The sequence below is a fragment of the Arthrobacter sp. Soil782 genome, assembly GCF_001428435.1.
GTDB lineage: Bacteria > Actinomycetota > Actinomycetes > Actinomycetales > Micrococcaceae > Arthrobacter_D > Arthrobacter_D parietis.
The window spans coordinates 1,083,418-1,102,729 of the sequence record NZ_LMSO01000001.1 but is presented as its reverse complement, the minus strand read 5'-3'; the positions used below and the strand labels follow the sequence as shown (position 1 = coordinate 1,102,729).

The window sequence follows — 19,312 nt, the reverse complement described above, 5'->3', positions numbered from 1 at the left end:
GCGCCGCGTCTCACGTGGCGTCGTCGGGTGAAGCCTCCTCCAGCATCCAGCCGGTCACCGCATCAATGTCCTTACCGACATCACGCGTGTACTGCCAGGCCCGCTGCCGCTCGTCCTGCAGGTGCTGCCGCAGCCCCGCCTGCGTGGAGCGAAGCGAAGGCACCCGGTCGATCACGTCCATCGCAAGCTGGTACCGGTCAATCTGGTTCAACATGGCCATGTCGAAGGGCGTGGTGGTGGTCCCTTCCTCCTTATAGCCGCGCACATGGATGTTGTTGTGATTGGTGCGCCGATACGTGAGCCGGTGGATAAGCCACGGGTAGCCGTGGTAGGCGAAGATGACGGGACGGTCCAGCGTGAAGAGGGTGTCGAAATCCCGAGCGGGCAACCCATGTGGGTGCCCGGACTCGTCCTGAAGGCGCATCAGGTCCACCACGTTCACCACCCGCACTTTCAGGGCGGGCAGCGCGTCCTTCAGCAGCCGTGCGGCCGCCACCACCTCTACCGTCGGCACATCTCCTGCACACCCCAGTACGACGTCGGGATCCTCCCCGCCGCGCGGATCCTCGCTTCCGGCGAAGTCCCAGACCCCGATACCCCGCTCGACGTGCAGGCGCGCCTCCTCCGGGCCAAGCCAGGTCATGGTGGGCTGCTTGCCCGTAACGATCACGTTTACTCTGTCCCGCGTCTGGAGGCAGTGCTCGGTGACGGCCAGCATGGTGTTGGCGTCCGGCGGAAGGTAGACACGGATGACGTCCGCTTTCTTGTTGACCACATGATCAATGAACCCGGGATCCTGGTGCGAGAACCCGTTGTGGTCCTGCTGCCAGACGTGGCTGGACAACATGTAGTTCAGCGACGCGATCGGCTGCCGCCACGGCAGGTCCTGATGCACCTTCAACCATTTTGCGTGCTGGTTGAACATCGAGTCGACAATGTGCACAAACGCTTCGTAGCAGTTGAACACCCCGTGCCGCCCGGTCAGGAGGTAGCCCTCGAGCCAGCCCTGGCACAGGTGCTCGCTGAGGACCTCAAGAACGCGGCCGGACCGCGCCAGGTGCTCGTCGACGTCGTCAATCCGTTGCTGCCATGCCTTGTTGGTGACCTCGTAGACGTCCTGCAGACGGTTCGAGGCCGTTTCATCCGGCCCGAAAAGCCGGAAGTTTTCGGGATTCAACCGGATGATGTCCCGCAGATAGCCGCCGGCGGTGAGCATGGGGCTCACCTTTTCCAGGCCCGGTTTATCGACGACGACGGCGTGGTCCCCGTAGGCAGGCAGCTTGAGGTCCTGCAGGAGCCTGCCGCCGTTGGCGTACGGCGTGGCGCTCATGCGCCGGTCTCCCGGCGGTGCCTGAGCGGCTACCTCATTCCTCAGCGTCCCGTCCTCTGCGAAAAGCTCCTCGGGGCGGTAGGAGCGCATCCATTCCTCGAGCTGGTGAAGGTGCGCGTCGTCGTCGTGAACTCCTGACAGCGGAACCTGGTGCGCCCGCCAGGTGCCCTCTACCTGCTTGCCGTCCACCGTCGCCGGTCCTGTCCAGCCCTTCGGCGAGCGCAGCACGATCATGGGCCACGGCGCGTACTCCGTCCCGGCGCGCGGCTCCTGGCGGGCTGCGGCCTGCACTTCCCTGATCCCCGCCAGGCAGGTATCGAGCGCCGCGGCGAAGTCCCGGTGCGCCTGCTCCGTCGCGTGGGGATCGGTGACCGTGACGAAGTGCGGCTCGTAGCCGTAGCCGCGCATCAACTGCTCCAGCTGGGCCTCCGGCATTCGGGACAACACCGTCGGGTTCGCGATCTTGTAGCCGTTCAGGTGCAGGATCGGCAGCACCGCGCCGTCGTGCTTCGCGTCCAGGAAACTGTTTGAGTGCCAGCTTGCCGCCAACGGTCCGGTCTCTGCCTCGCCGTCGCCAATGACGCAGGCGGCAATCAAGTTCGGGTTGTCGAAGACCGCGCCGTAAGCGTGCGCCAGCGAATAACCCAATTCGCCGCCCTCATTGATGGAGCCCGGCGTTTCGGGAGCGGCGTGGGACGGAATCCCGCCGGGGTAGCTGAACTGTTTGAAGAGCTCCTTCAGGCCCGCCTCATCCCGGCCGACGTGGCTGTAGGTTTCCGTGTAGGTACCCTCGAGCCAGGCGTTGGCAACGTTCGCAGGGCCGCCGTGCCCCGGCCCGGTGATGAAGAGCATCTCCTGCCCGTGGTCACTGATCACGCGGTTCAGGTGCGCGTAGATGAAGTTGAGGCCGGGCGTGGTTCCCCAATGGCCAAGCAGGCGCTCCTTCACGTCCTCACGGCGCAGCGGCCGGCGCAGGAGCGGGTTGTCCCGCAGGTAGATCTGACCGACGGACAGATAATTGGCGGCCCGCCACCAGGCGTCGAGCTCATCAACCTGCATAGTTCCTCCTCGATTCAGCGAATCAGATTTCGACGACGACGTCGGACGGCTTCTTGTCCGGCCGCCACCCCCGCCAGACCGGGTGGCGCAGCTTGCCGGCGGACGTGCGTTCACTGAACTGGACCTCACCGACCAGTGCCGGCCGGACCCAGCGTGCGTCCGAGGCGTCGGGGGCCGGAACGTCGTCGAGCGGTGCGGTCTTGCGTCCCATTTTCTTGAGCCGCGACCCGATCTCCGCCAGCTCCCGCTCGGTCAGGCCTGAACCCACCCGACCGATGTACTTCAGGTCCACGCCGTCGGGAATGGCCACGAGCAGTGAACCGACCTTGTGGGCGCGGCTACCCTTCCCCGGCCGCCAACCGACCACAACAACTTCCTGGGTCAGCGAATGCTTGATTTTCACCCACGATTCCGAGCGCCGGCCCGGCGAGTAGGTGCTGTTGACCCGTTTCGCCATAATCCCTTCGAGGCCGAGCTCCTTGCTCGCGTCGATCGCCTCATCGAGAGTCGCGTCGAGGGCGGGCGGCACCTGGATGTGACCGTCGCCCGGCGCGTCTACCGCCTGCTCAAGCACCTCCCGGCGCTGGGTGTACCCGAGGTCCAGCAACGAGTTGCCGTCGAGATGCAGCAGGTCAAACAGCAGGAAATGAACAGGCGTCCGCCTCCGCGCCGCATCGATGTCGGACTTCTTGGTCAGGTTCATGCGCCCCTGCAGCAAGCCGAAGTCCGGACGGCCGGCTTTGTTGATGGCGACAATCTCACCGTCGAGCACCGCCTGCTGCGCGTTGACGTAGCTGCCGAGATCAGCGAGTTCCGGGTAGGCCTTGGTCAGGTCGTTGCCGTTGCGGCTCAGCAGGCGGGTTCCCTCGGGCGTCACCGTAGCGACAGCGCGGATACCGTCCCACTTCATCTCGAATGCCCAGTCCTCCTCGGAACGCAGCAGTCCCGGCGAGCCGCTGGTGGCGAGCATTGGTTTGGGCGTGGGCAACTCCTCGGTGGGCCGCGGCGTAAAGGCGGGAGGCGATGGCTGCCCGGGCTGCTCCTTCATCAGATGGATGAGCCAGTTCTTCTCGGCTGAGTCAGTCGAGCCGCCCGTGTGAATGAGTGCGAACCGCCGGACCGCGTTGCCGCCCTTGGCCAGTCCGCCGTCCTCCCGGCCCTGCAGCGTGCAGATGACCTCTTTGCCGGGCCGCCACTTCTCAGCCTCGTACGTGCCCGAATCCCAGATATAGACTTCACCGGCCCCGTACTCGCCCTTGGGGATAGTGCCCTCGAAGGAGCCGTAATCCAGCGGATGGTCTTCGGTCTGGACGGCGAGGTGATTCTCGCCCGTGGACGTCGGCGGTCCCTTCGGAATCGCCCAGGAAACCAGGACGCCGTCGCGTTCCAGCCGGAAATCGTAGTGCAGCCGACGCGCGTGATGTTCCTGGATCACAAAACTGTTGCCGCCCGGCTCCCCTACCGCATCCGGGACGGGTTCCGGTGTCTTCGAAGCGTCCCGCATCGAACGGTACGTGTGCAGCCGGTCCGGGCCGCCGTCGTCGTCGTGCTGGAGGTTTGAGGACATGGGCTCCGAGCCGGCCTGCCCGCGATCCATGTCCGCGAGCAGATCACCGTGCTCACGAATGCGCTCGATCACCTGCTCGAAGTCGAGGTGCGCCAGGTCCGGATCGTCGAGTTCCTCCCAGGTGCGCGGCGCGGCGACCATGGGGTGGGCCTTCCCGCGGAGCGAGTACGGCGTGATGGTGGTCTTGTTGCGGTTGTTCTGGCTCCAGTCCAGAAGCACCTTCCCGCCGCGCAGCGACTTCTTCATATCGCTGACCACCAGGTCCGGGTGGTCAGCCTCGAGGATACGAGCCAGTTCCTTCGCGACCGCGGAGACCTGGTCCGAGGTCTGTTCCCGATTCAGCGCCGCGTACAGGTGGATTCCCTTCGAACCGCTGGTCACCGGACGCGGATCGAGGCCCATGTCATTGAGAATCTCGCGCGCCAACCGCGCCACCTCGGCGCATTCGGGAAGGGAAGCACCCGGCCCCGGATCCAGGTCCAGAACCATCCGGTCCGGGTTGTTCACCTCACCCTCAGGCCCGAACTGCCACTGCGGAACGTGGATCTCAAGGGCGGAGATTTGTCCCAGCCAGGTCAGGGTGGCCAGATCATTGAGCATCGGATAGACGTTGGTGTGGTCGTTGTGCTCGATCCCGTGGCGCTCAATCCACGACGGCGCCGACTTGTCGAGGTTCTTCTGGAAGAACACCTCGCCCGGCTTTTCCTCGGTGCCGACGCCGTTGACCCACCGTTTGCGGGTGACCGGCCGGTTCCGTGCGTGCGGAATGAGGCAGTCAGCGACGGCCGCGTAGTAGGCCAGCACGTCCGCCTTCGTGGTTCCCGTTCCCGGATACATCACGCGGTCCAGGCTGGTGAGTCTCAGGCGGCGCCCATCGACGGTAACCGTCTGCTGCGCGCTGCCTGGAGCCATTTGCCCAGTCTTGTAGGGAAGCGCCGATTACGCCAGTGGCTCAACCGCCCAGCTGGTCCTCGTACCGTGCCACGTACTGATCCCACAGCGCCGGGTCCTGCCCCAGGGAGCGTTCATTCAGGTAGTCGTCCAGGCCCATGAGCGTCAGGTGCCAGCCGGCCGCCGAGCGGGCTATGTCTTGACCCTCCGCCAAGGTATTGGTGAGCGTGAGGAGGCTGCCGCCGTCGTCGTCGTCCTCAATTTCCCAGCGAAGAACTTCCTCGTCCCAGGTGTAGGCGAGCAACCGCGGCTTTTCAGCCTCAAGGACTGTGCCCTCCATGGGTCTCTGACCGGGGAACGTGAAGGTGACTACCGCGCCGGGACGCGGCAGGACATCGAGCTGGCAGGGGAACCAGTACTTCAGCTTTTCAGGATCGACCAAATGCTTCCACAACACCCGCGCCGGCGCGTTGAAGCGCATCTCGAACCACAGGGCAGGTTCTCCATCGGCGAGCGTTTTGGTAACCATCGGTTCGGAGTTCACCTAAGCAATCGTAGACCGGCACGGGCAACACTGGTTCACTAGGAACATGAGAGCCATCTGGAAGGGTGCAGTAGCGTTTGGGCTGGTCAACGTGCCGGTCAAGGTTTACAGCGCCACCGAGGACCACGACATCAGCCTTCATCAGGTTCATGACAAGGACGGCGGCCGCATTCGTTACCAGCGGCGCTGTGAGATCTGCGGCGAGATCGTCGAGTACAAGAACATCGACAAGGCGTACGACGACGGCGAGCGCACCGTGGTGCTCACCAGCGAAGACCTTGCGTCGCTCCCGGTGGAAAAAAGCCGCGAGATCGAGGTGGTCGAGTTTGTTCCGAGCGACCAGATCGATCCGATCATGCTCGACCGCGCCTATTACCTTGAACCGGATTCAAAGTCGACGAAGGCGTATGTGCTGCTCCGGCGCACGCTGGAGGAAACGGACCGGACGGCCATTGTGCAGTTCTCGCTGCGGCAGAAGTCGCGGTTGGCGGCGCTGCGGGTCCGCGGGGATGTCCTGATGATCCAGACGCTCCTGTGGCAGGACGAGGTGCGTGAGGCCACGTTCCCGTCGCTCGACGAGAAGGTGCGCATCTCCGCCAAGGAGAAGGAAATGTCGGCGGCCCTGGTTGAGTCGTTCTCCTCGGATTTTGATCCCGAGAACTTCAAGGACGACTACCAGGAGCAGCTGCGCACACTTATCGAGGCGAAACTCGAGAAGGGCGAGGCTCTCGATACAGATGAGACCTTCGGGGAGACCGGAGAAGAAGAGGGAGGAAACGTCCTGGATCTCATGGAAGCGCTCCGTCGGAGTGTGGAAAAGAATCGCGAAAAGAAGGGCTCCGCGGAGGCCAAGAAACCCGCAAAGTCGGCATCGAAGAAAGGCGCGTAATGGGATTCATCAGGAATGACTTTGGACAGCAGACAATAGCCAAGCGGCCAAATGCACCCATTGTGGGATGGGCGCTGCTGGGCGTCGCATCGATGATGGCGCTCGACGAAAAGAACCGGGAGGCGCTGGCGGATGCGAGCAAGGCATGCCTGATGGTGTGGGCAGCGCTGGAGTTGGCGGAGGGTGACAGCGGCTTCCGCCGGACCATGGGCACGCTGACCCTGGGCTGGCTGGCCCGCCGCAACTAAGCCGTGAGTTGGCAGGACACGCCCCTTATGAGCACTCTTTCAGGGCGTGACCTGCCAACTCAACTCGTCTTTTCCCGTTCCCGCTCCACGAGTTTCCGGTCACGGACCAGGCGGAGGGCGGTAACCAGCAGGATTCCGCCGATGACGTTGAACACAACGGTGTAGCCGAACCAGCTCAGCCAGTCCAGGTAGCTGATGTCGGCGCCCGCGAGGATCGCGCCGAAGATGAGCAGCGAATCCAGGATGGAATGGAATAACTGCAGGCCGGAGAGCACAAACCCGCCAACGACGGCGGCCATCAGCTTCCCACTCATTTCCTCCGTGCCGTGTTGCATGCGCGTCATCAGCGTGATGGTGCTTCCGCCGAGCAACGCAAGGCAGATGGATTCCCAGCCGAACCCTGCGCCGACGTAGTGCTCGGCGGACGTGGTGACCGTGCCGGCCCATTGCGGGAAGGCGTTCATGGCAATCAGCATGAAGATCCAGCCGCCTGCAAGGTTCGCTATCAGGGTGCCGCCCCAGAGCTTGCCGAGCTGCGCAAGGCTCGCCTGCTTCGCGGTCACCGCTGCGATGGGAACAAGGAATCCCTCAGTGAAGAGTTCGCTCTTGGCAAGCAGCAGCGCAATGAACCCCGCGCTGAACGCGAGTCCCGCGAGTAGGTGATTGTCGGTTTCGTGAAGCACCGCCAGATAGGCGATCACGCCGACTCCTATTTCGAAGCCTCCGAAGAGCCCGGTGATGAGTACGTCGGGAAAGGTGCGGTTCAGGCGCTGTGCGCCTTCATCCACGGTGCGGTCGAACGATTCCTCGATCTCTTCCTCGACCGGGCCCGCATTATCGCCGAGTTCCCGCCGTCGGGCTTCGTCATCGTTCTTGTGATCGTTCAAGCGACTCGCCTATTCCGTTGTAGTACCCGTCAATGAGCAGGACACATCCCTTTTGGGGCCCCTTTCGGGGTGTGTCCTGCCAACTCAATGCTAGGGAGCTGGGTAGGGAGCTGCCTTGAGGGACTTCGCCAGGTGGACAGCGTTCACGGACATAGAGGAAATTGTGGAAGCAACCGGATCAGGTACCTGGTCCAGGTCCTTGAAGTCCACGGTCTGCATTGCTTCCCCGACCCAGTAGACACCGCCCTGCGCCGCGACGGTGAAGCCGATGTCGTTCAGGCCCTGGTGCATCTCGGCAGTGACATGGTGGGCGCCGTCCTCGTTTCCCACCACCGCGGTCAGAGCGACCTTGTTGTACATGATGGGCCGGCCCTCACCATCAGTCGAGGAGAGATCGGCGTCCAGCCGTTCGAACACCCGCTGTCCCAGGCTGCTCATGTGTCCTACCCAGATAGGTGCGCACAGGAGGAAGATGTCCGCATCGAGGATCTGCTGCCGGAGCTGCGGCCATTCATCCCCGTTTCCCATGTCGGTCTGCACGCCCGGAGCAACGTTGTGGTCAACTACCCGGGCCGACGACGTCGTTACCCCCTGCTCCTTGAGCTTGCCAAGGATGTGGTTGGCCATCACATCGGTGCTCGAGGCATCGGGCGAAGGGGTGAGAGTACAGATCAGTGCAAATGCTTTGAGGTCGTCCATGAAGATTCCTTCCGTTGAGTCGGCAGGACACCCCTTGTCAACGGGGTATCGGGGCGTGTCCTGCCAAATCGGTGTGCTTACTGGCGGTAGCCCTCGACCTGGTCGATCGGCCGGGCCTCCGCTTCCTGTGGGCTTTCCCCTGCGTCTTCCTTCGCCCGCCGCTGACGGAGCAGGTCCCAGCACTGGTCGAGCTGTTCCTCGACCCGCCGCAGCCTGCTGCGGCGATCTTCGCCGGGAGCATCGTCACCCGAGGGTGAATCCCGCAGCTCGTGTTCCTTGTCGACCAGCGCCTGGATCCGCGCCAGAATATCCTCATCGTCCATTGCCAAACTCCTTCGCTGACATCGAGAAGTGGGATAGCCTCAAATAGTCAGGCTACTTAGTGTTCGCCTGAATATCTACCGCACGCCCGCGTTTGCATCATCCGTCTGACAATGACCTAAACTGACTGGGAACTATTTGCCTGTGTAGCTCAGTCTGGTAGAGCATCCGCTTCACACGCGGAAGGCCCGGGGATCGAGGCCCCGCGCAGGCACCGTTCATAGCCCGTCCCGCAGCATGCGGGGCGGGCTATTTTGTGTTCCGAATAGTTCGTTCAGAGCGAACATAAACCGTTAGCACTCTCCTCCTGCGAGTGCTAATCTACTTGCAGGTTGAGCGAACCAGACTCAACCCACTGAAGTTACTGACTCACAGGGAGTGAACCATCATGGCAATGAAATTCGACCCATTCCGTGAACTGGACCGCGTGGCCGGCGCACTTCTCGATCCCCGCCAGGGTCTGCGGCTGATGCCAATGGACCTGTACCGCGAGGGAGACCACTACATCCTGACCGCTGACCTTCCGGGCATCGATCCGGGATCTGTTGACATTGACGTCGACGGCCAGCTGTTGACCATCCGCGCCGAGCGCACCCTGCGCAACGCGGAGGGAGTCAAGTGGCTGACCCGCGAGCGTGAGAGCGGATCCTTCCTCCGGCAACTGAACCTCGGCCAAGGTATCGACATCGATGCCATCTCGGCACGCTACGAAAACGGCGTGCTCAGCGTGACCATCCCGGTTAGCGAGCGCGCAAGGCCCCGCAAGATCGAGGTGGTTTCCGGCGAAGACGCCCAGCCGGTGCAGACAGACAGGGCTGTGGAAGCCTAAATCGTCAGCGGAGCCACGCACAGCACAAACAGAACGACGACGGCGGGCTGCGGCCCGCCGTCGTCGTTCTGTTTGTTTTGTAGTCGGCTGGAGCGGGACTACCGGTCCCGAACAGTGCGGTGCTTGTCCCGAAGGGCGAGGGCCAGCGCGATCATGCCAATCGCCAGCACGAGGTGCAGGATGTTGTCAGCAGCATCGAGCGGAACGAAGTTCGCTGCCGAATCATGCGGGATGATAAGCCCGTAAATGAAGAACACCGCGTAGATAACGCCGCCCCACAGCAGGAAGTTGTAAGCGCCGGTTGCAGTCTTTGCCATCGCGACGCCCGCGACGCCGAACAGCAGGTGAACAATGTTGTGCAGGATGGAAACCTGGAACAGGCCGAGGAGTTGCGCCTCGGACTCAGGGCCGGCGAACTGCAGCGTGTCGTAATTGCTGGTGATACCGGGAATGAATCCCAGCACGCCGACCAGGAGGAAGACCACTCCTACCGCGAGTGCGGCCTTCTGAATGTTTGTCCGGGTGCCTACACCCGACCCTGAATGTGTTGATGCCATTGCACTATCCCCTCTAAAGTGGCCGGACTGGCGGACACCGGCGCGTGATCTTGCGAGCTATCGACAGTATGTCCCGCCATTTGTACTGCCAGCGTGCCATAGGCAGAACAGAATAGAAAGCTTGCTTAGCTATCTTTTCGATAAACGTTTGCGTCCATTTGGGCAATTACCCAGTTTTTATTCACCAAACATTCAGGAACGGCCCATAGTGTGGCGTCAGTCACACTCTCAGGAAGGCTTTCCCCAATGACCTCGCAACATTCCTCGCTTGCCGACTTCTCGACGCTCAGGCGCGGCCAGAAGATAACCCTTCGGCACTCCTCGGGAGACCAGTTCTCCGGCGTACTCGAAGATCACGCCGATGACTCCTCGGTTGTCTGGGTCCGGTCCGACGACGGCGCGGGCCGTCGGCTGTTCCACCGGGAGGACGGCTACAGCATCGGCATCTGATCCGTCCACCGACTAAGCGCGCTTCTTCGAGAACAACTGCCGGATCCCGCTCGCGTCGAGGGAATCCTGACGGTACTCATCCATCAGGTCGGTCCCGAAGAAAGCGCTGTCACGCGTCTTCACCAACTCAGGAAGACCCCCGACATCGAGGTCATCAACGGATTCCGCCTGCTCGGTGCCGCTGAAAAGGAACCCCTGATCATCGTCGAGCATGCTCAGTGTCCACGTTGATTTGTCCCGCTGGTGCTCTGTGCGGATGAGATAGACGGCAATGCCGGCCTCGCGCGCATCCGCGATAGCTGAGTTGCAGGCCGCAATCAGGAAGTCCTGCTGATTGCCGAGAGATTCGTCTTCAAAAAATGCCTTCTGCATATCAATGATGAGCAGTGCAGCCGTCATGTTCTTCCTCCCGGCGAAGGTCCCTTGCAACTCTTTTGACAGCATACTTAGGAATGCTCCTTGAGGGGCGGGCCGGCGAGGGCTAGCGTTGACGCCACGGAGGTGATTAAGGTGCGGACGCATCTGCCGGGCGTAACTGTGCTGCTCGCCGTCGTCGTTCTTCCGGGTTGCAGTGCGCAAACGGCCGCCGCGCCAACGCCACCCTACTTCCAGCCGCTGCCCGTGAGCGTAGAACCGGGCGACGTGTTCCCGTTGCAGACTGCCTACAGCGGATGGTGGGACACAACGGCGCTCTCCCCCGGAACACCGGGACTTCCCCTGCTGGTTGGCCTGGTGCGTGCTGACACAGGAAAATTCCTCGCCGGGTACGACCGCTCAGCCGGGCGCCAGATCCCAGGTTCAGACCGGGATCCGGACGCAGGATGGCCCGCCGGCACGGTTCTCGCGGTCGACCTGTCGACCGGCGCGGTGTGGGACTGGTTCATTGTGAACGACGACGGCCTTCCCGCCGTCGGCTTCCAGGACCGGATCTCCGCCGAACAGGGCTTCCCGCCGATCAGCGGCAGCCTCACTCCGGGAACTTTCCACACTTTCCTGCGCGACGACGAAACCGGTGAGGTGATCTACCTCGGCACGGCGCCGGAAGGTCCGTCAGACAACATCGGAATTGAACTGGACTGGTAATCAACCGCACTACAGAAGGAGAACTGGCCGTGAAGTCCCTTTGGCTTGAATCATCACCGCGCATTCCCGTTGACACCTTTCAGGCGGACGGCCAGTACGATTCCGTGGTGGTCGGCGCCGGTATCACCGGTCTGACCACTGCCACGTTGCTGGCGCGATCCGGTCAGCGGGTAGCGGTCCTGGAAGCGCGAACGGTTGGTGCAGTGACTACCGGGAACAGCACGGCCAAAGTCTCACTGCTGCAGGGCACGCAGTTGTCCTCGGTCATCAAACACCACGGAGCGGCTCTGGCCCGTCACTATGTCACCGCAAACCGCGAGGGCCAAAGCTGGCTGCTCCGGTTCTGCGATGAAAACAACGTCAGCTACGAGGTCCGGGACGCCTTCAATTACGCCATCACGGACGAGGGCGCCCGCCTCCTGGGCGAGGAACGGGACGCATGCGCCACTTCCGGACTTAGTGCCGTCCTTGAAGACTCCTCGGAGCTCCCGTTCCCGGTGACCCGTACGCTGCGCGTGGCTGGTCAGGCACAGGTACATCCACTGGAGGTCCTTGCCGCACTCGCAGCAGACCTGCGCAAGCACTCCGGCGAGCTCATCGAGGGCGTTCGGGTCACCGGCGTGAAGGCCGGCAGCACCAAGGGCGAGCAGAGCACCATCCAGACCTCGTTGGGCGAGATTTCGGCGGCCAGCGTCATCATCGCCACCGGAACACCGATCGTGGACCGTGGCGGGCATTTCTCGGTCCTGCAGCCACACCGTTCCTATGCCGTTGCTTTTACCGTGCAGGACGAGATTCCGCAGGGCATGTACCTGTCAGTTGACTCTCCCTCGCGCACGTTGCGCACTGCCACGATCGAGGAACGCGCGTACCTCATCGTGGGCGGCAACGGACATACCGTTGGGCGCGAGGCGCATACGCAGTCCCTCGTCGACGACATCATTCGCTGGACCCAGGAGCACTTTCCCACCGCGCAGGCAGCGTTCAGCTGGTCGGCGCAGGACTACCAGCCGGCGTCATCGGTTCCCTATGTGGGGAAGATGCCCGTCGGCGGCCAATCCATCTACGCGGCAACCGGCTTCAACAAGTGGGGTTTCACCAACGGGGTGGCTGCAGGGCTGGCCCTGTCAGCGGAAATCCTCGGCGGGCAGATGCCGTGGGCGAAGGAGCTGTATAAGACCCGGGTGGGCAAACAGGACGCGCTCAGCACCGCAAAAACGAACGCCGGCGTCGGGGTCGAAATGGTCACCGGCTGGCTGGGCGGGCTGGCGCGGACCTCCCACGCCCGGCCTGCCGAGGGCCAGGGCGTGATTGTGCGGGAAGGTGCCCGGCCGGTGGGTGTCTGCCAAATCGCCGGCGTGACGCACCGGGTATCAGCTGTCTGCCCCCACCTCGGCGGCGTATTGAGCTGGAATGACGCCGAGCAATCCTGGGACTGCCCGCTCCACGGATCCCGCTTCACCCATGACGGCGTACGCCTCGAGGGCCCGGCCACACGCGACTTGCAGGCGCCGTAGGGCCGGTTCACGAGTTGTTCAACATGGGACACCCAGTATTCACCTGTATCGTGGGCGTGTGATTTTTCGTCGCGTGCTGACCATCGCCCTGAGCTGTGCTGCCGGCCTAACGGTTGCATCCTGCGGTTCGGACTACCCACTGGGACCGGAGCAGGAAGCTGCCGCGCAGAACGCCACCTCGACCCTGAGCGGGACCATCACCGGCGCGGGATCATCGGCGCAGGGGCCGGCCATGAATGCCTGGCAGGCGGAGTTCGCAACCATGCATCCGGACGTTCGCGTGCAGTATTCGCCGGACGGTTCCGGGGCAGGGCGCGGTGCACTTTTGGCCGGAGCCGTTGATTTCGCGGGATCCGATGCCTACCTCAGCGAAGAAGAACTCGAGGATTCCCGTGAAGTGTGCGGCCCCGAGGGCGCTTTCAATATCCCGGCCTATGTGGCGCCGATCAGTATCGCCTTCAACCTGCCCGGGATCGAAGAGCTGAACCTCGACGCCGCGACTATTGCCCGCATCTTCCGCGGAGAAATCACGCGCTGGAATGACCCAGCAATTGCTAGCCAGAACGAGGGCGTTGACCTTCCCGACACCCGCATTACTCCGGTCAGCCGCTCCGATGACTCGGGCACAACTGAAAACTTCACTGATTATCTTCATGCTGTAGTTCCGGAGATCTGGACCAACGAGGCGGACGGCACCTTCCCGGCAGGGCTGGCGGGAGAGAACGCCAAGGGCAATGCCGGCGTCGTCAGCACCGTCGCCGCCACCGAAGGCGCGGTCACCTATGCGGATGATTCCGCCGTCGGACCGCCGCTGGGCCGGGCAAAGCTTCTCGTGGGTGACGAGTATGTCGCTGTCAGTTCAGAAGCCGCGGCTGCCGCCGTCGACGAGGCTGCGCCGGTGGAGGGCCGTGCCGAATTCGACATCGCCCTCAACCTGGACCGAAAAACCACAGCCCCCGGCGCATACCCGCTGGTGCTGGTTTCTTACCACATCTTCTGCTCCACCTACGAGGACGAGCAGACCGCAAACCTGGTCAAGACCTTCGGTACCTTCGTTGTCAGCGAAGAGGGTCAGCAGGCCGCAGCGGAAGCCGCCGGCAGCGCGCCGATTTCCGAGAACCTGTCGGAACGCGCGACCGAGGCAATCAACACGATCAGCGTCGAAGAGTGAGGGATTCATCCCTCAAACCAAAGGAAGGGCCCTCGCGAGAGAGGGCCCTTCCTTTGGTTGAGGTCCTAAGCCGGGTTGGCGGCTCGAGGTCCGCCCGATTCCGGGTCATCCAGTGATGGGTCGGCAAGGCCTGCCCCACCAGCCAAAGGATCAGCGGTCCGGCCGGCCGTAGCAGAGCCGGAACCGGGAGCGTCCACGTCCCCGCGCCAGGCACCGGTTTCGTTCCCCGTGTTCTCGATGAACTCCTTGAAGCGTGCGAGGTCCGACTTCACCTGCCGGTCATCGGCGCCGACAGCTGCGCCGACCTTCTCGGTGAAACTGTCCGGATCCCAATCCAGCTGAACAGTTACACGCGTGGAGGAGTCGCTCAGCCGGTGGAAGGTTACGACGCCGGCATGGGACTTTCCGTCGGTACTCTTCCACGCGATCCGCTCGTCGGGATGCTGTTCGGTGATCTCGGTGTCGAACTCGCGCTCAACTCCGCCAATCTTGGTTACCCAGTGGTTGTGTGTTTCGGAGATCTGCGTGATCGATTCGACTCCCCCCATGAACTCGGGGAAGGTTTCGAACTGCGTCCACTGGTTGTAGGCGGTGGACACCGGCACTGAAACGTCTATGAATTCCTGAACTGTTGCCATTGTCTGTTCCTCCTCGTTGCTGGAACTTCGCGCAGAACATCACGGATAACTGACCGCTTGTTCGCCACGCTAACCCACGATTCTTGCCGGATCAACAGAATGGTAAGTTTACTTAGAGTTTTCCCAGCAATTGGATTCGATCGAAAGCGCCGGTCTAGGCTGGGGCTGATGCTGGCGGCGAACAGCGGCCGGATTTCCGTCACGAGTGGAGGAACTTATGAAGGCGTCAAAAACCCTGACCGACAACATGCAGGCTGTCCTGGTTGATCTGGTGGAGCTGCACCTGCAGGGCAAGCAGGCCCACTGGAACGTCGTCGGCAAGAACTTCCGCGACATGCACCTTCAACTGGATGAAATCATCGAGGACGCCCGCCTTTTCGCGGACCAGATGGCTGAGCGCATGCGCGCCCTGCACGCTGTTCCGGACGGACGCAGCGCCGTCGTCGCCAAAGGAACCTCACTGAATGAGTTCCCGTCCGGTCTGGTGGATACCAAGGACACCGTTTCCATGGTGGTAGCCATGCTTGAGGCGGCCGTCGGCCGGATGCGCGAGGTCCATGACCAGGTGGATGAGGAAGATCCCACCACCGCAGACATCCTGCACGGATTCATCGAGAAATTGGAGCAGTACGCCTGGATGGTCGATGCGGAGAACATGACACCCACGGCCAATGTCGTAAAGCCCGCAAAAAAGTAGGGCAGGCACAGACACGGAGGGTGGCAGTCGCAAGAGACTGCCACCCTCTTCGTGTTGTCAGCGGTACTCCGAACCGCCCTTGGCTACGCCGGGCAGAAACTCCTCCGGTAGCTCCGCAACCGGCACAATGACCATGTCCTGTACTTTCCAGTCCATTTCCACGCACGCGTCCCGGGCCTTCTCGATTCTTCGCAGCGTTGCCCTCGGCCACGTCCGTGGCACCACGAACGATTCGATGTGGAACACGTGCCCCTCATCACGCACCCTCGATCTGGCTTCCCGGACCCAACCCAGGCTGCGGAGATAGGAGTCGATGCGCTCACCGACGGGATCGGGCTCGGAATCATCGTAGGTCCGAGCCCGTGTGTCAGTCAGGCCGCCGACGGCTCCGCGAAGGTTCTTGATCCCGTCGCGCAGGATGCTTGTGGAAATGAGGAGCGCTGCCACCGAGTCCGCCCACCACAAGCCCACGCCGATACCCAGAACACCTACCGCTGCCGAGAGCGCCGTCATCCAGTCAGCCTTGTTCATGTCCGCGTCGGCGTAGAGCACTTTGTCGTGAAGCGTCCTCGCGAGCTTCATCTTGACGATTCCGAGGACTACGGGAGGCCCAGCGGTGAGCAGCATGGCAAGCACCATCAGCCAGCCCAACCAGAAGGTGCTTCCCAAGAGCGTGATCCCACCGATCGTAGGGTGCTCGGCAGTGAACAGACCTATGCCGGAATCGACAATGAGATACGCACCCATCACCACCAGCGCTACAGCGGCCACGAGGTGCGCCACACCGACGGCGCGGTGATAACCGTACGGATGGGACTCGGAGGGACGACGACGGATCACCCGGGTTGCGATGAGAAACGAGATCGGCGGAAGGAAGGACAGCAGGTCTTCGATCCACGCGGCCTTCATGGCCTGCGAATTTCCCAGGACCAGATACACCAGGAACGTAGAGACGACCAGGAAGCCGATGGTGATCCATTCCCATTTGATCGCCTTGCGCAGGGCACGCTGCTGTTCTTCGGGCAGTTCCGTATGGCCGAAGCGCGCTGTGTTTTTTTCGCCGGTCGTGCTCACAATTCCAGCTCCTGCGCCTGAAGGAATTGGTCAAGCTCCAGCAGGAAGGCATTCTCCCCCAGGGGAACCAGCATGATGTGCTTGATTGTCTTGCCGCGTTCATCGGCTGTCTCGGTGTAGGGCCGGGTAATGCCGGCCTCCTTGACCCACGGGGTATCCGCGCCGAATCCGCCGATGGCCATATCAAGTTCTCCGTGGAACAGGTCGCCGGCCAGCTCGTGTTCTGCGCCCGGGACCCACACGATCGCGGCGTCAAGTGTGTCCGCGAACTCCTCGACCAATTCCGGCTCGATGCCCTGCGGGTCCCCGGTAGGCGGCAGTTGAACCCACTGCGCGTTTTCGCTCACACCAACCCGGAGAATGCCTCCGGATACCTTTTCCAAAGTTCCTTCCGGATCCTGTGGAATGGTGATGCCGCACGACGTCAGTCCGAGGAGGAGCACCAGTCCGGGGATCACCGCACCAATCTTCAGCATGCTTAGCAACATACCCCCTTCCTGCCGTTCTGCAGGTCAGGGCACGATTGTCAGCGTCCGGGGAAGCTGGGGTGCTCCTTGGCGAGGAACGCGCGGGTTCCCTCCGCCTTGTCTTCCGTTGCGAAGGCGGTGCGGAAGGACTCCGCCTCGATGGCAAGCCCTTCATCGGTGGGCAAGCCCAAAGTCGCGATGAGAGTCCGCTTGACGAGCGCGACGGCGGCGGGAGACTGACGTGCCACCAGCGCCAGAGTGCTGTGCGCACCGTCAAGCAGGTCATCGACGGTATCGAAAAGCGCTGTGACGAGACCCGCCCGCTGGGCTTCCCCGGCATCCAGGCGGCGTCCGGTGAAGAGGAGCTCGCGCGCCAGGCCCGGCCCGACGTACTGCGGCAGCCGCACGGATCCCCCGAACCCCGGAACGAGGCCCAGGCTGACTTCCGGCTGCCCGAAGGACGCGGTCGACGCCGCATAGATGACGTCGCAGGCCATCGCGAGTTCGCAGCCGCCACCCAGGGCGAAACCGTTGACGGCAGCGATGACCGGGACCGGCAGCTGCTCGATCGCGAGCGTGACCTGGTGCATGCGGGAGCTGTAGGCGTGGGCGTCGTCCGGTGACATCGCGGTCATTTCGCGAATATCCGCACCGGCAACAAACGCCTTCCCCGCGCCGGTGATGATGACGCCGCGAACCGGCCACGCGCCGTCGTCGTTTGTCAGGACGTCAGACACCGCGTCGAGGCAGTGTTCAAGATCCTCGATCACTCTGGAGGACAGGGCGTTGAGGGCGTCCGGCCGGTTGACCGTGATGGTCAGGACGGTGTCGCGGATGTCTGTCAGGAGTGTGGCGTACGCGGGAAACTGCATGATCCCAAGCGTAGCGACCGAAAGTCATCAAAATGTCGGAGCGGGATGACACCTTTGCATCAGGCACATCGAAGGAGCGCACATGACCGACCTCATCTTTCACCCCCACTGCTCGTCGCTGGAGTTCTCAAACCTGTGGCGTGATGACGTCCTTGACCGCGAGCGCATTGAAGCGCAGGTGGCGCGGGAGGGCGTCCTGGTGCGCTTCAGCCAGGCTCACGGTGAAATGCCCTGCGCCTACACAGTGGGCCTCACTGAGCGCGGGCTCCCGGAACTCATTCTGTACGGCCAAAGTCCGGGTCACGTGCGTCATGCCTGGTCGTTGCTTGAACCTGCCCTGCATCTACTCACCCAGCCAGGAGCAAAAGTTTTCCACGGCCAGTTCGATGGGCAGGCCGTCGAGGTGCGAGGGGCGTCGCTGAAAAGGCTGCGGGATGCGTTCCAGCTGTACGGACAGGAGGGATTCAGTGCGCTGCAGGTCTACTGGACGGTGGGTTCGGACAACCATCTGCCGCAGCAATGGGAGATCCGGTTCCTCGCGGCGCAGCCTTTCCTTGCCGGGGGATCCCTCGGTGACCTGCTTGGCGGGAAGGGCAGTGCCTAGTCAGGGAAGCAGCTCCGGCGGCACCAGGAGCAGCAAGCCCACGCCGGTGCCGTTGAACACAACATGGGTCACTATGGCAGCACCCAGCCGTCCGGTAATCACGGTCAGCACCCCGCACATCAAGCCCACCGTGAACGTACTGAGCAGCAGATAGACGGAAGACCGGAGGTCCGGAACGGCACCGGTATGCAACAGGCCGAAAGCAAGGGAACTCACCAGAAGCGCAATAACGGTAGAGGTCATCAGGGACCGCCGCTGCACTGCGGGCGTTACGGAATCGCGGGGGTTGCCAGTGCGCCGAAGCCACAGTGCATTCTGGATCCCGCGCAACACCAGGCCGCGATTGAACAGCTCCTCCAAGAAGGGCGCAATCAGCACACCGCCAAGGACGCCGTTGATGAGCAGCCATACTGTATCGCCCGTGAGAAACAGTTCGGCGTTGCCCTGGATCACTTCGCCGTCCTGCAGCGGCCAGAGCAGGGTGAGAATCGCCAGGAGCACGGCCAGGACAATGCGTGCCGCAATCCCCACACCAAGTCCCACGGCGAGGTCGATCCAACGGAACCGCAGACCGAAATCGCGGGCAAGGGAACGGAATCCATGGCGCCGCGAAGCGTAGAAGGTCACTGAGAACATGGCGGTCCAGGTCAGCAGCAGGGATGCAAGGACCAGCGGCGGGCCGAAGGAAAGCACCTCCACCAGCGCAAGGGTTCCCAGCAGCGGCAGCAGTACTACAAGCACCAGCCCTGTCAGTGCCAGTCCGGCGCCCCACCTCGGTGCGAGGAGTCCTTCGGGAGTCAGCTGTGTGGGATTGGCCAGGCGAAGCGTTGTTCGCTGCCCTGCGGGCGGAAGAAAAGATCGGGCCATGAAAGCACCTTATCCGGCTATGCCGGGAAGAAACCGGGTCCGGGCAGTTGA

At 62.7% G+C, this 19,312-nt stretch carries 21 protein-coding genes, 1 tRNA gene and 1 pseudogene; 10 read left to right on the top strand and 13 right to left on the bottom strand.

Translation table 11 applies throughout. The features are described 5' to 3' along the window. Positions 1-10: 10 nt before the first annotated feature. The 3 genes from ASH00_RS05280 to ASH00_RS05270 are packed head-to-tail and all read right to left on the bottom strand — an operon-like array spanning position 11 to position 5,391. On the bottom strand, positions 11-2,389 hold the full coding sequence (locus ASH00_RS05280) for a phosphoketolase family protein (protein WP_056545698.1): 2,379 nt from the start codon (positions 2,387-2,389) through the stop codon (positions 11-13). Between the two features lie 22 nt (positions 2,390-2,411). Then, positions 2,412-4,868 carry an ATP-dependent DNA ligase gene (locus tag ASH00_RS05275; protein ID WP_056545695.1) on the bottom strand — a complete coding sequence of 819 codons (2,457 nt, stop codon included), beginning with the start codon at positions 4,866-4,868 and terminating at the stop codon, positions 2,412-2,414. A 40-nt stretch (positions 4,869-4,908) separates the two neighbouring features. Then, the gene (locus ASH00_RS05270) at positions 4,909-5,391 is read right to left on the bottom strand and encodes an SRPBCC domain-containing protein (protein WP_056545693.1); all 483 of its coding nucleotides are present in this window, start codon (positions 5,389-5,391) and stop codon (positions 4,909-4,911) included. A gap of 46 nt (positions 5,392-5,437) precedes the next feature. Between ASH00_RS05270 and ku the strand changes: the two genes are divergently transcribed. Together ku and ASH00_RS05260 are read left to right on the top strand one after the other, a co-directional pair. Beyond that, positions 5,438-6,280 carry a non-homologous end joining protein Ku gene (gene ku / locus ASH00_RS05265; RefSeq protein ID WP_056545692.1) on the top strand — a complete coding sequence of 281 codons (843 nt, stop codon included), beginning with the start codon at positions 5,438-5,440 and terminating at the stop codon, positions 6,278-6,280. Further along, the gene (locus ASH00_RS05260) at positions 6,280-6,528 is read left to right on the top strand and encodes a hypothetical protein (protein WP_056545690.1); all 249 of its coding nucleotides are present in this window, start codon (positions 6,280-6,282) and stop codon (positions 6,526-6,528) included. The genes ku and ASH00_RS05260 overlap by 1 nt, the downstream gene beginning before the upstream one ends. 59 nt (positions 6,529-6,587) lie before the next feature. On the opposite strand, the gene ASH00_RS05255 is transcribed toward ASH00_RS05260, so the two are convergent. The 3 genes from ASH00_RS05255 to ASH00_RS05245 all read right to left on the bottom strand — a co-directional run bounded on the left by ASH00_RS05255 (position 6,588) and on the right by ASH00_RS05245 (position 8,437). Beyond that, entirely contained in the window at positions 6,588-7,415 is an 828-nt protein-coding gene (locus tag ASH00_RS05255; protein WP_056545688.1) for a formate/nitrite transporter family protein, read from the bottom strand. A gap of 90 nt (positions 7,416-7,505) precedes the next feature. Then, positions 7,506-8,114, bottom strand: coding sequence for a flavodoxin family protein (locus ASH00_RS05250; RefSeq protein WP_056545686.1), 609 nt, complete (start codon positions 8,112-8,114; stop codon positions 7,506-7,508). 77 nt (positions 8,115-8,191) lie between these two features. Further along, the gene (locus ASH00_RS05245; protein ID WP_056545684.1) at positions 8,192-8,437 is read right to left on the bottom strand and encodes a DUF2630 family protein; all 246 of its coding nucleotides are present in this window, start codon (positions 8,435-8,437) and stop codon (positions 8,192-8,194) included. A gap of 138 nt (positions 8,438-8,575) precedes the next feature. Here ASH00_RS05245 and ASH00_RS05240 point away from each other — a divergent pair. Beyond that, a tRNA-Val gene (locus ASH00_RS05240) sits at positions 8,576-8,649 on the top strand. A 174-nt stretch (positions 8,650-8,823) separates the two neighbouring features. Then, positions 8,824-9,264 (top strand): Hsp20/alpha crystallin family protein, encoded by a 441-nt coding sequence (locus ASH00_RS05235; RefSeq protein ID WP_056545683.1) that lies wholly within the window; start codon positions 8,824-8,826, stop codon positions 9,262-9,264. Between the two features lie 98 nt (positions 9,265-9,362). Here the strand turns inward: ASH00_RS05235 and ASH00_RS05230 are convergent, their stop codons facing one another. Continuing rightward, positions 9,363-9,821 (bottom strand): DUF4383 domain-containing protein, encoded by a 459-nt coding sequence (locus ASH00_RS05230; RefSeq protein WP_056545680.1) that lies wholly within the window; start codon positions 9,819-9,821, stop codon positions 9,363-9,365. Positions 9,822-10,067: 246 nt separating this feature from the next. On the opposite strand from ASH00_RS05230, the gene ASH00_RS05225 reads away from it, so the two are divergent. Further along, complete coding sequence (locus ASH00_RS05225) at positions 10,068-10,271, top strand: hypothetical protein (protein ID WP_056545678.1); 204 nt, start codon at positions 10,068-10,070, stop codon at positions 10,269-10,271. Positions 10,272-10,283: 12 nt separating this feature from the next. On the opposite strand, the gene ASH00_RS05220 is transcribed toward ASH00_RS05225, so the two are convergent. Next, complete coding sequence (locus ASH00_RS05220) at positions 10,284-10,670, bottom strand: cysteine hydrolase family protein (RefSeq protein ID WP_157359004.1); 387 nt, start codon at positions 10,668-10,670, stop codon at positions 10,284-10,286. Positions 10,671-10,781: 111 nt separating this feature from the next. Between ASH00_RS05220 and ASH00_RS05215 the strand changes: the two genes are divergently transcribed. From ASH00_RS05215 to pstS, 3 genes are read left to right on the top strand one after another with little or no spacing between them, the layout of a single operon-like run. After that, the gene (locus tag ASH00_RS05215; RefSeq protein WP_056545668.1) at positions 10,782-11,354 is read left to right on the top strand and encodes a hypothetical protein; all 573 of its coding nucleotides are present in this window, start codon (positions 10,782-10,784) and stop codon (positions 11,352-11,354) included. Positions 11,355-11,383: 29 nt separating this feature from the next. Continuing rightward, positions 11,384-12,871, top strand: a complete 1,488-nt coding sequence (locus ASH00_RS05210; RefSeq protein WP_056545667.1) for an FAD-dependent oxidoreductase — start codon at positions 11,384-11,386, stop codon at positions 12,869-12,871. A 58-nt stretch (positions 12,872-12,929) separates the two neighbouring features. Continuing rightward, a complete protein-coding gene (pstS, locus tag ASH00_RS05205; RefSeq protein WP_056545666.1) occupies positions 12,930-14,042 on the top strand; it encodes a phosphate ABC transporter substrate-binding protein PstS in 1,113 nt (370 codons plus the stop codon). Positions 14,043-14,230: 188 nt separating this feature from the next. Here pstS and ASH00_RS05200 read toward each other — a convergent pair. Next, positions 14,231-14,680 (bottom strand): annotated as a pseudogene (locus tag ASH00_RS05200) (SRPBCC family protein); the annotation flags it as partial. 217 nt (positions 14,681-14,897) lie between these two features. On the opposite strand from ASH00_RS05200, the gene ASH00_RS05195 reads away from it, so the two are divergent. Further along, entirely contained in the window at positions 14,898-15,377 is a 480-nt protein-coding gene (locus tag ASH00_RS05195; RefSeq protein ID WP_056545662.1) for a Dps family protein, read from the top strand. Between the two features lie 57 nt (positions 15,378-15,434). Here ASH00_RS05195 and ASH00_RS05190 read toward each other — a convergent pair whose 3' ends face one another. The 3 genes from ASH00_RS05190 to ASH00_RS05180 are packed head-to-tail and all read right to left on the bottom strand — an operon-like array spanning position 15,435 to position 17,790. Further along, positions 15,435-16,451 carry a cation diffusion facilitator family transporter gene (locus ASH00_RS05190; protein ID WP_200954747.1) on the bottom strand — a complete coding sequence of 339 codons (1,017 nt, stop codon included), beginning with the start codon at positions 16,449-16,451 and terminating at the stop codon, positions 15,435-15,437. Further along, positions 16,448-16,927 (bottom strand): transporter substrate-binding domain-containing protein, encoded by a 480-nt coding sequence (locus ASH00_RS05185; protein WP_056546689.1) that lies wholly within the window; start codon positions 16,925-16,927, stop codon positions 16,448-16,450. The genes ASH00_RS05190 and ASH00_RS05185 overlap by 4 nt, the downstream gene beginning before the upstream one ends. A gap of 50 nt (positions 16,928-16,977) precedes the next feature. Further along, a complete protein-coding gene (locus ASH00_RS05180; protein ID WP_056545659.1) occupies positions 16,978-17,790 on the bottom strand; it encodes an enoyl-CoA hydratase/isomerase family protein in 813 nt (270 codons plus the stop codon). 82 nt (positions 17,791-17,872) lie between these two features. Between ASH00_RS05180 and ASH00_RS05175 the strand changes: the two genes are divergently transcribed. Continuing rightward, positions 17,873-18,394, top strand: a complete 522-nt coding sequence (locus ASH00_RS05175; protein WP_056545658.1) for a DUF4262 domain-containing protein — start codon at positions 17,873-17,875, stop codon at positions 18,392-18,394. Here the strand turns inward: ASH00_RS05175 and ASH00_RS05170 are convergent, their stop codons facing one another. Beyond that, positions 18,395-19,261 (bottom strand): CPBP family intramembrane glutamic endopeptidase, encoded by an 867-nt coding sequence (locus ASH00_RS05170; RefSeq protein WP_056545657.1) that lies wholly within the window; start codon positions 19,259-19,261, stop codon positions 18,395-18,397. Between the last annotated feature and the right edge of the window lie 51 nt (positions 19,262-19,312).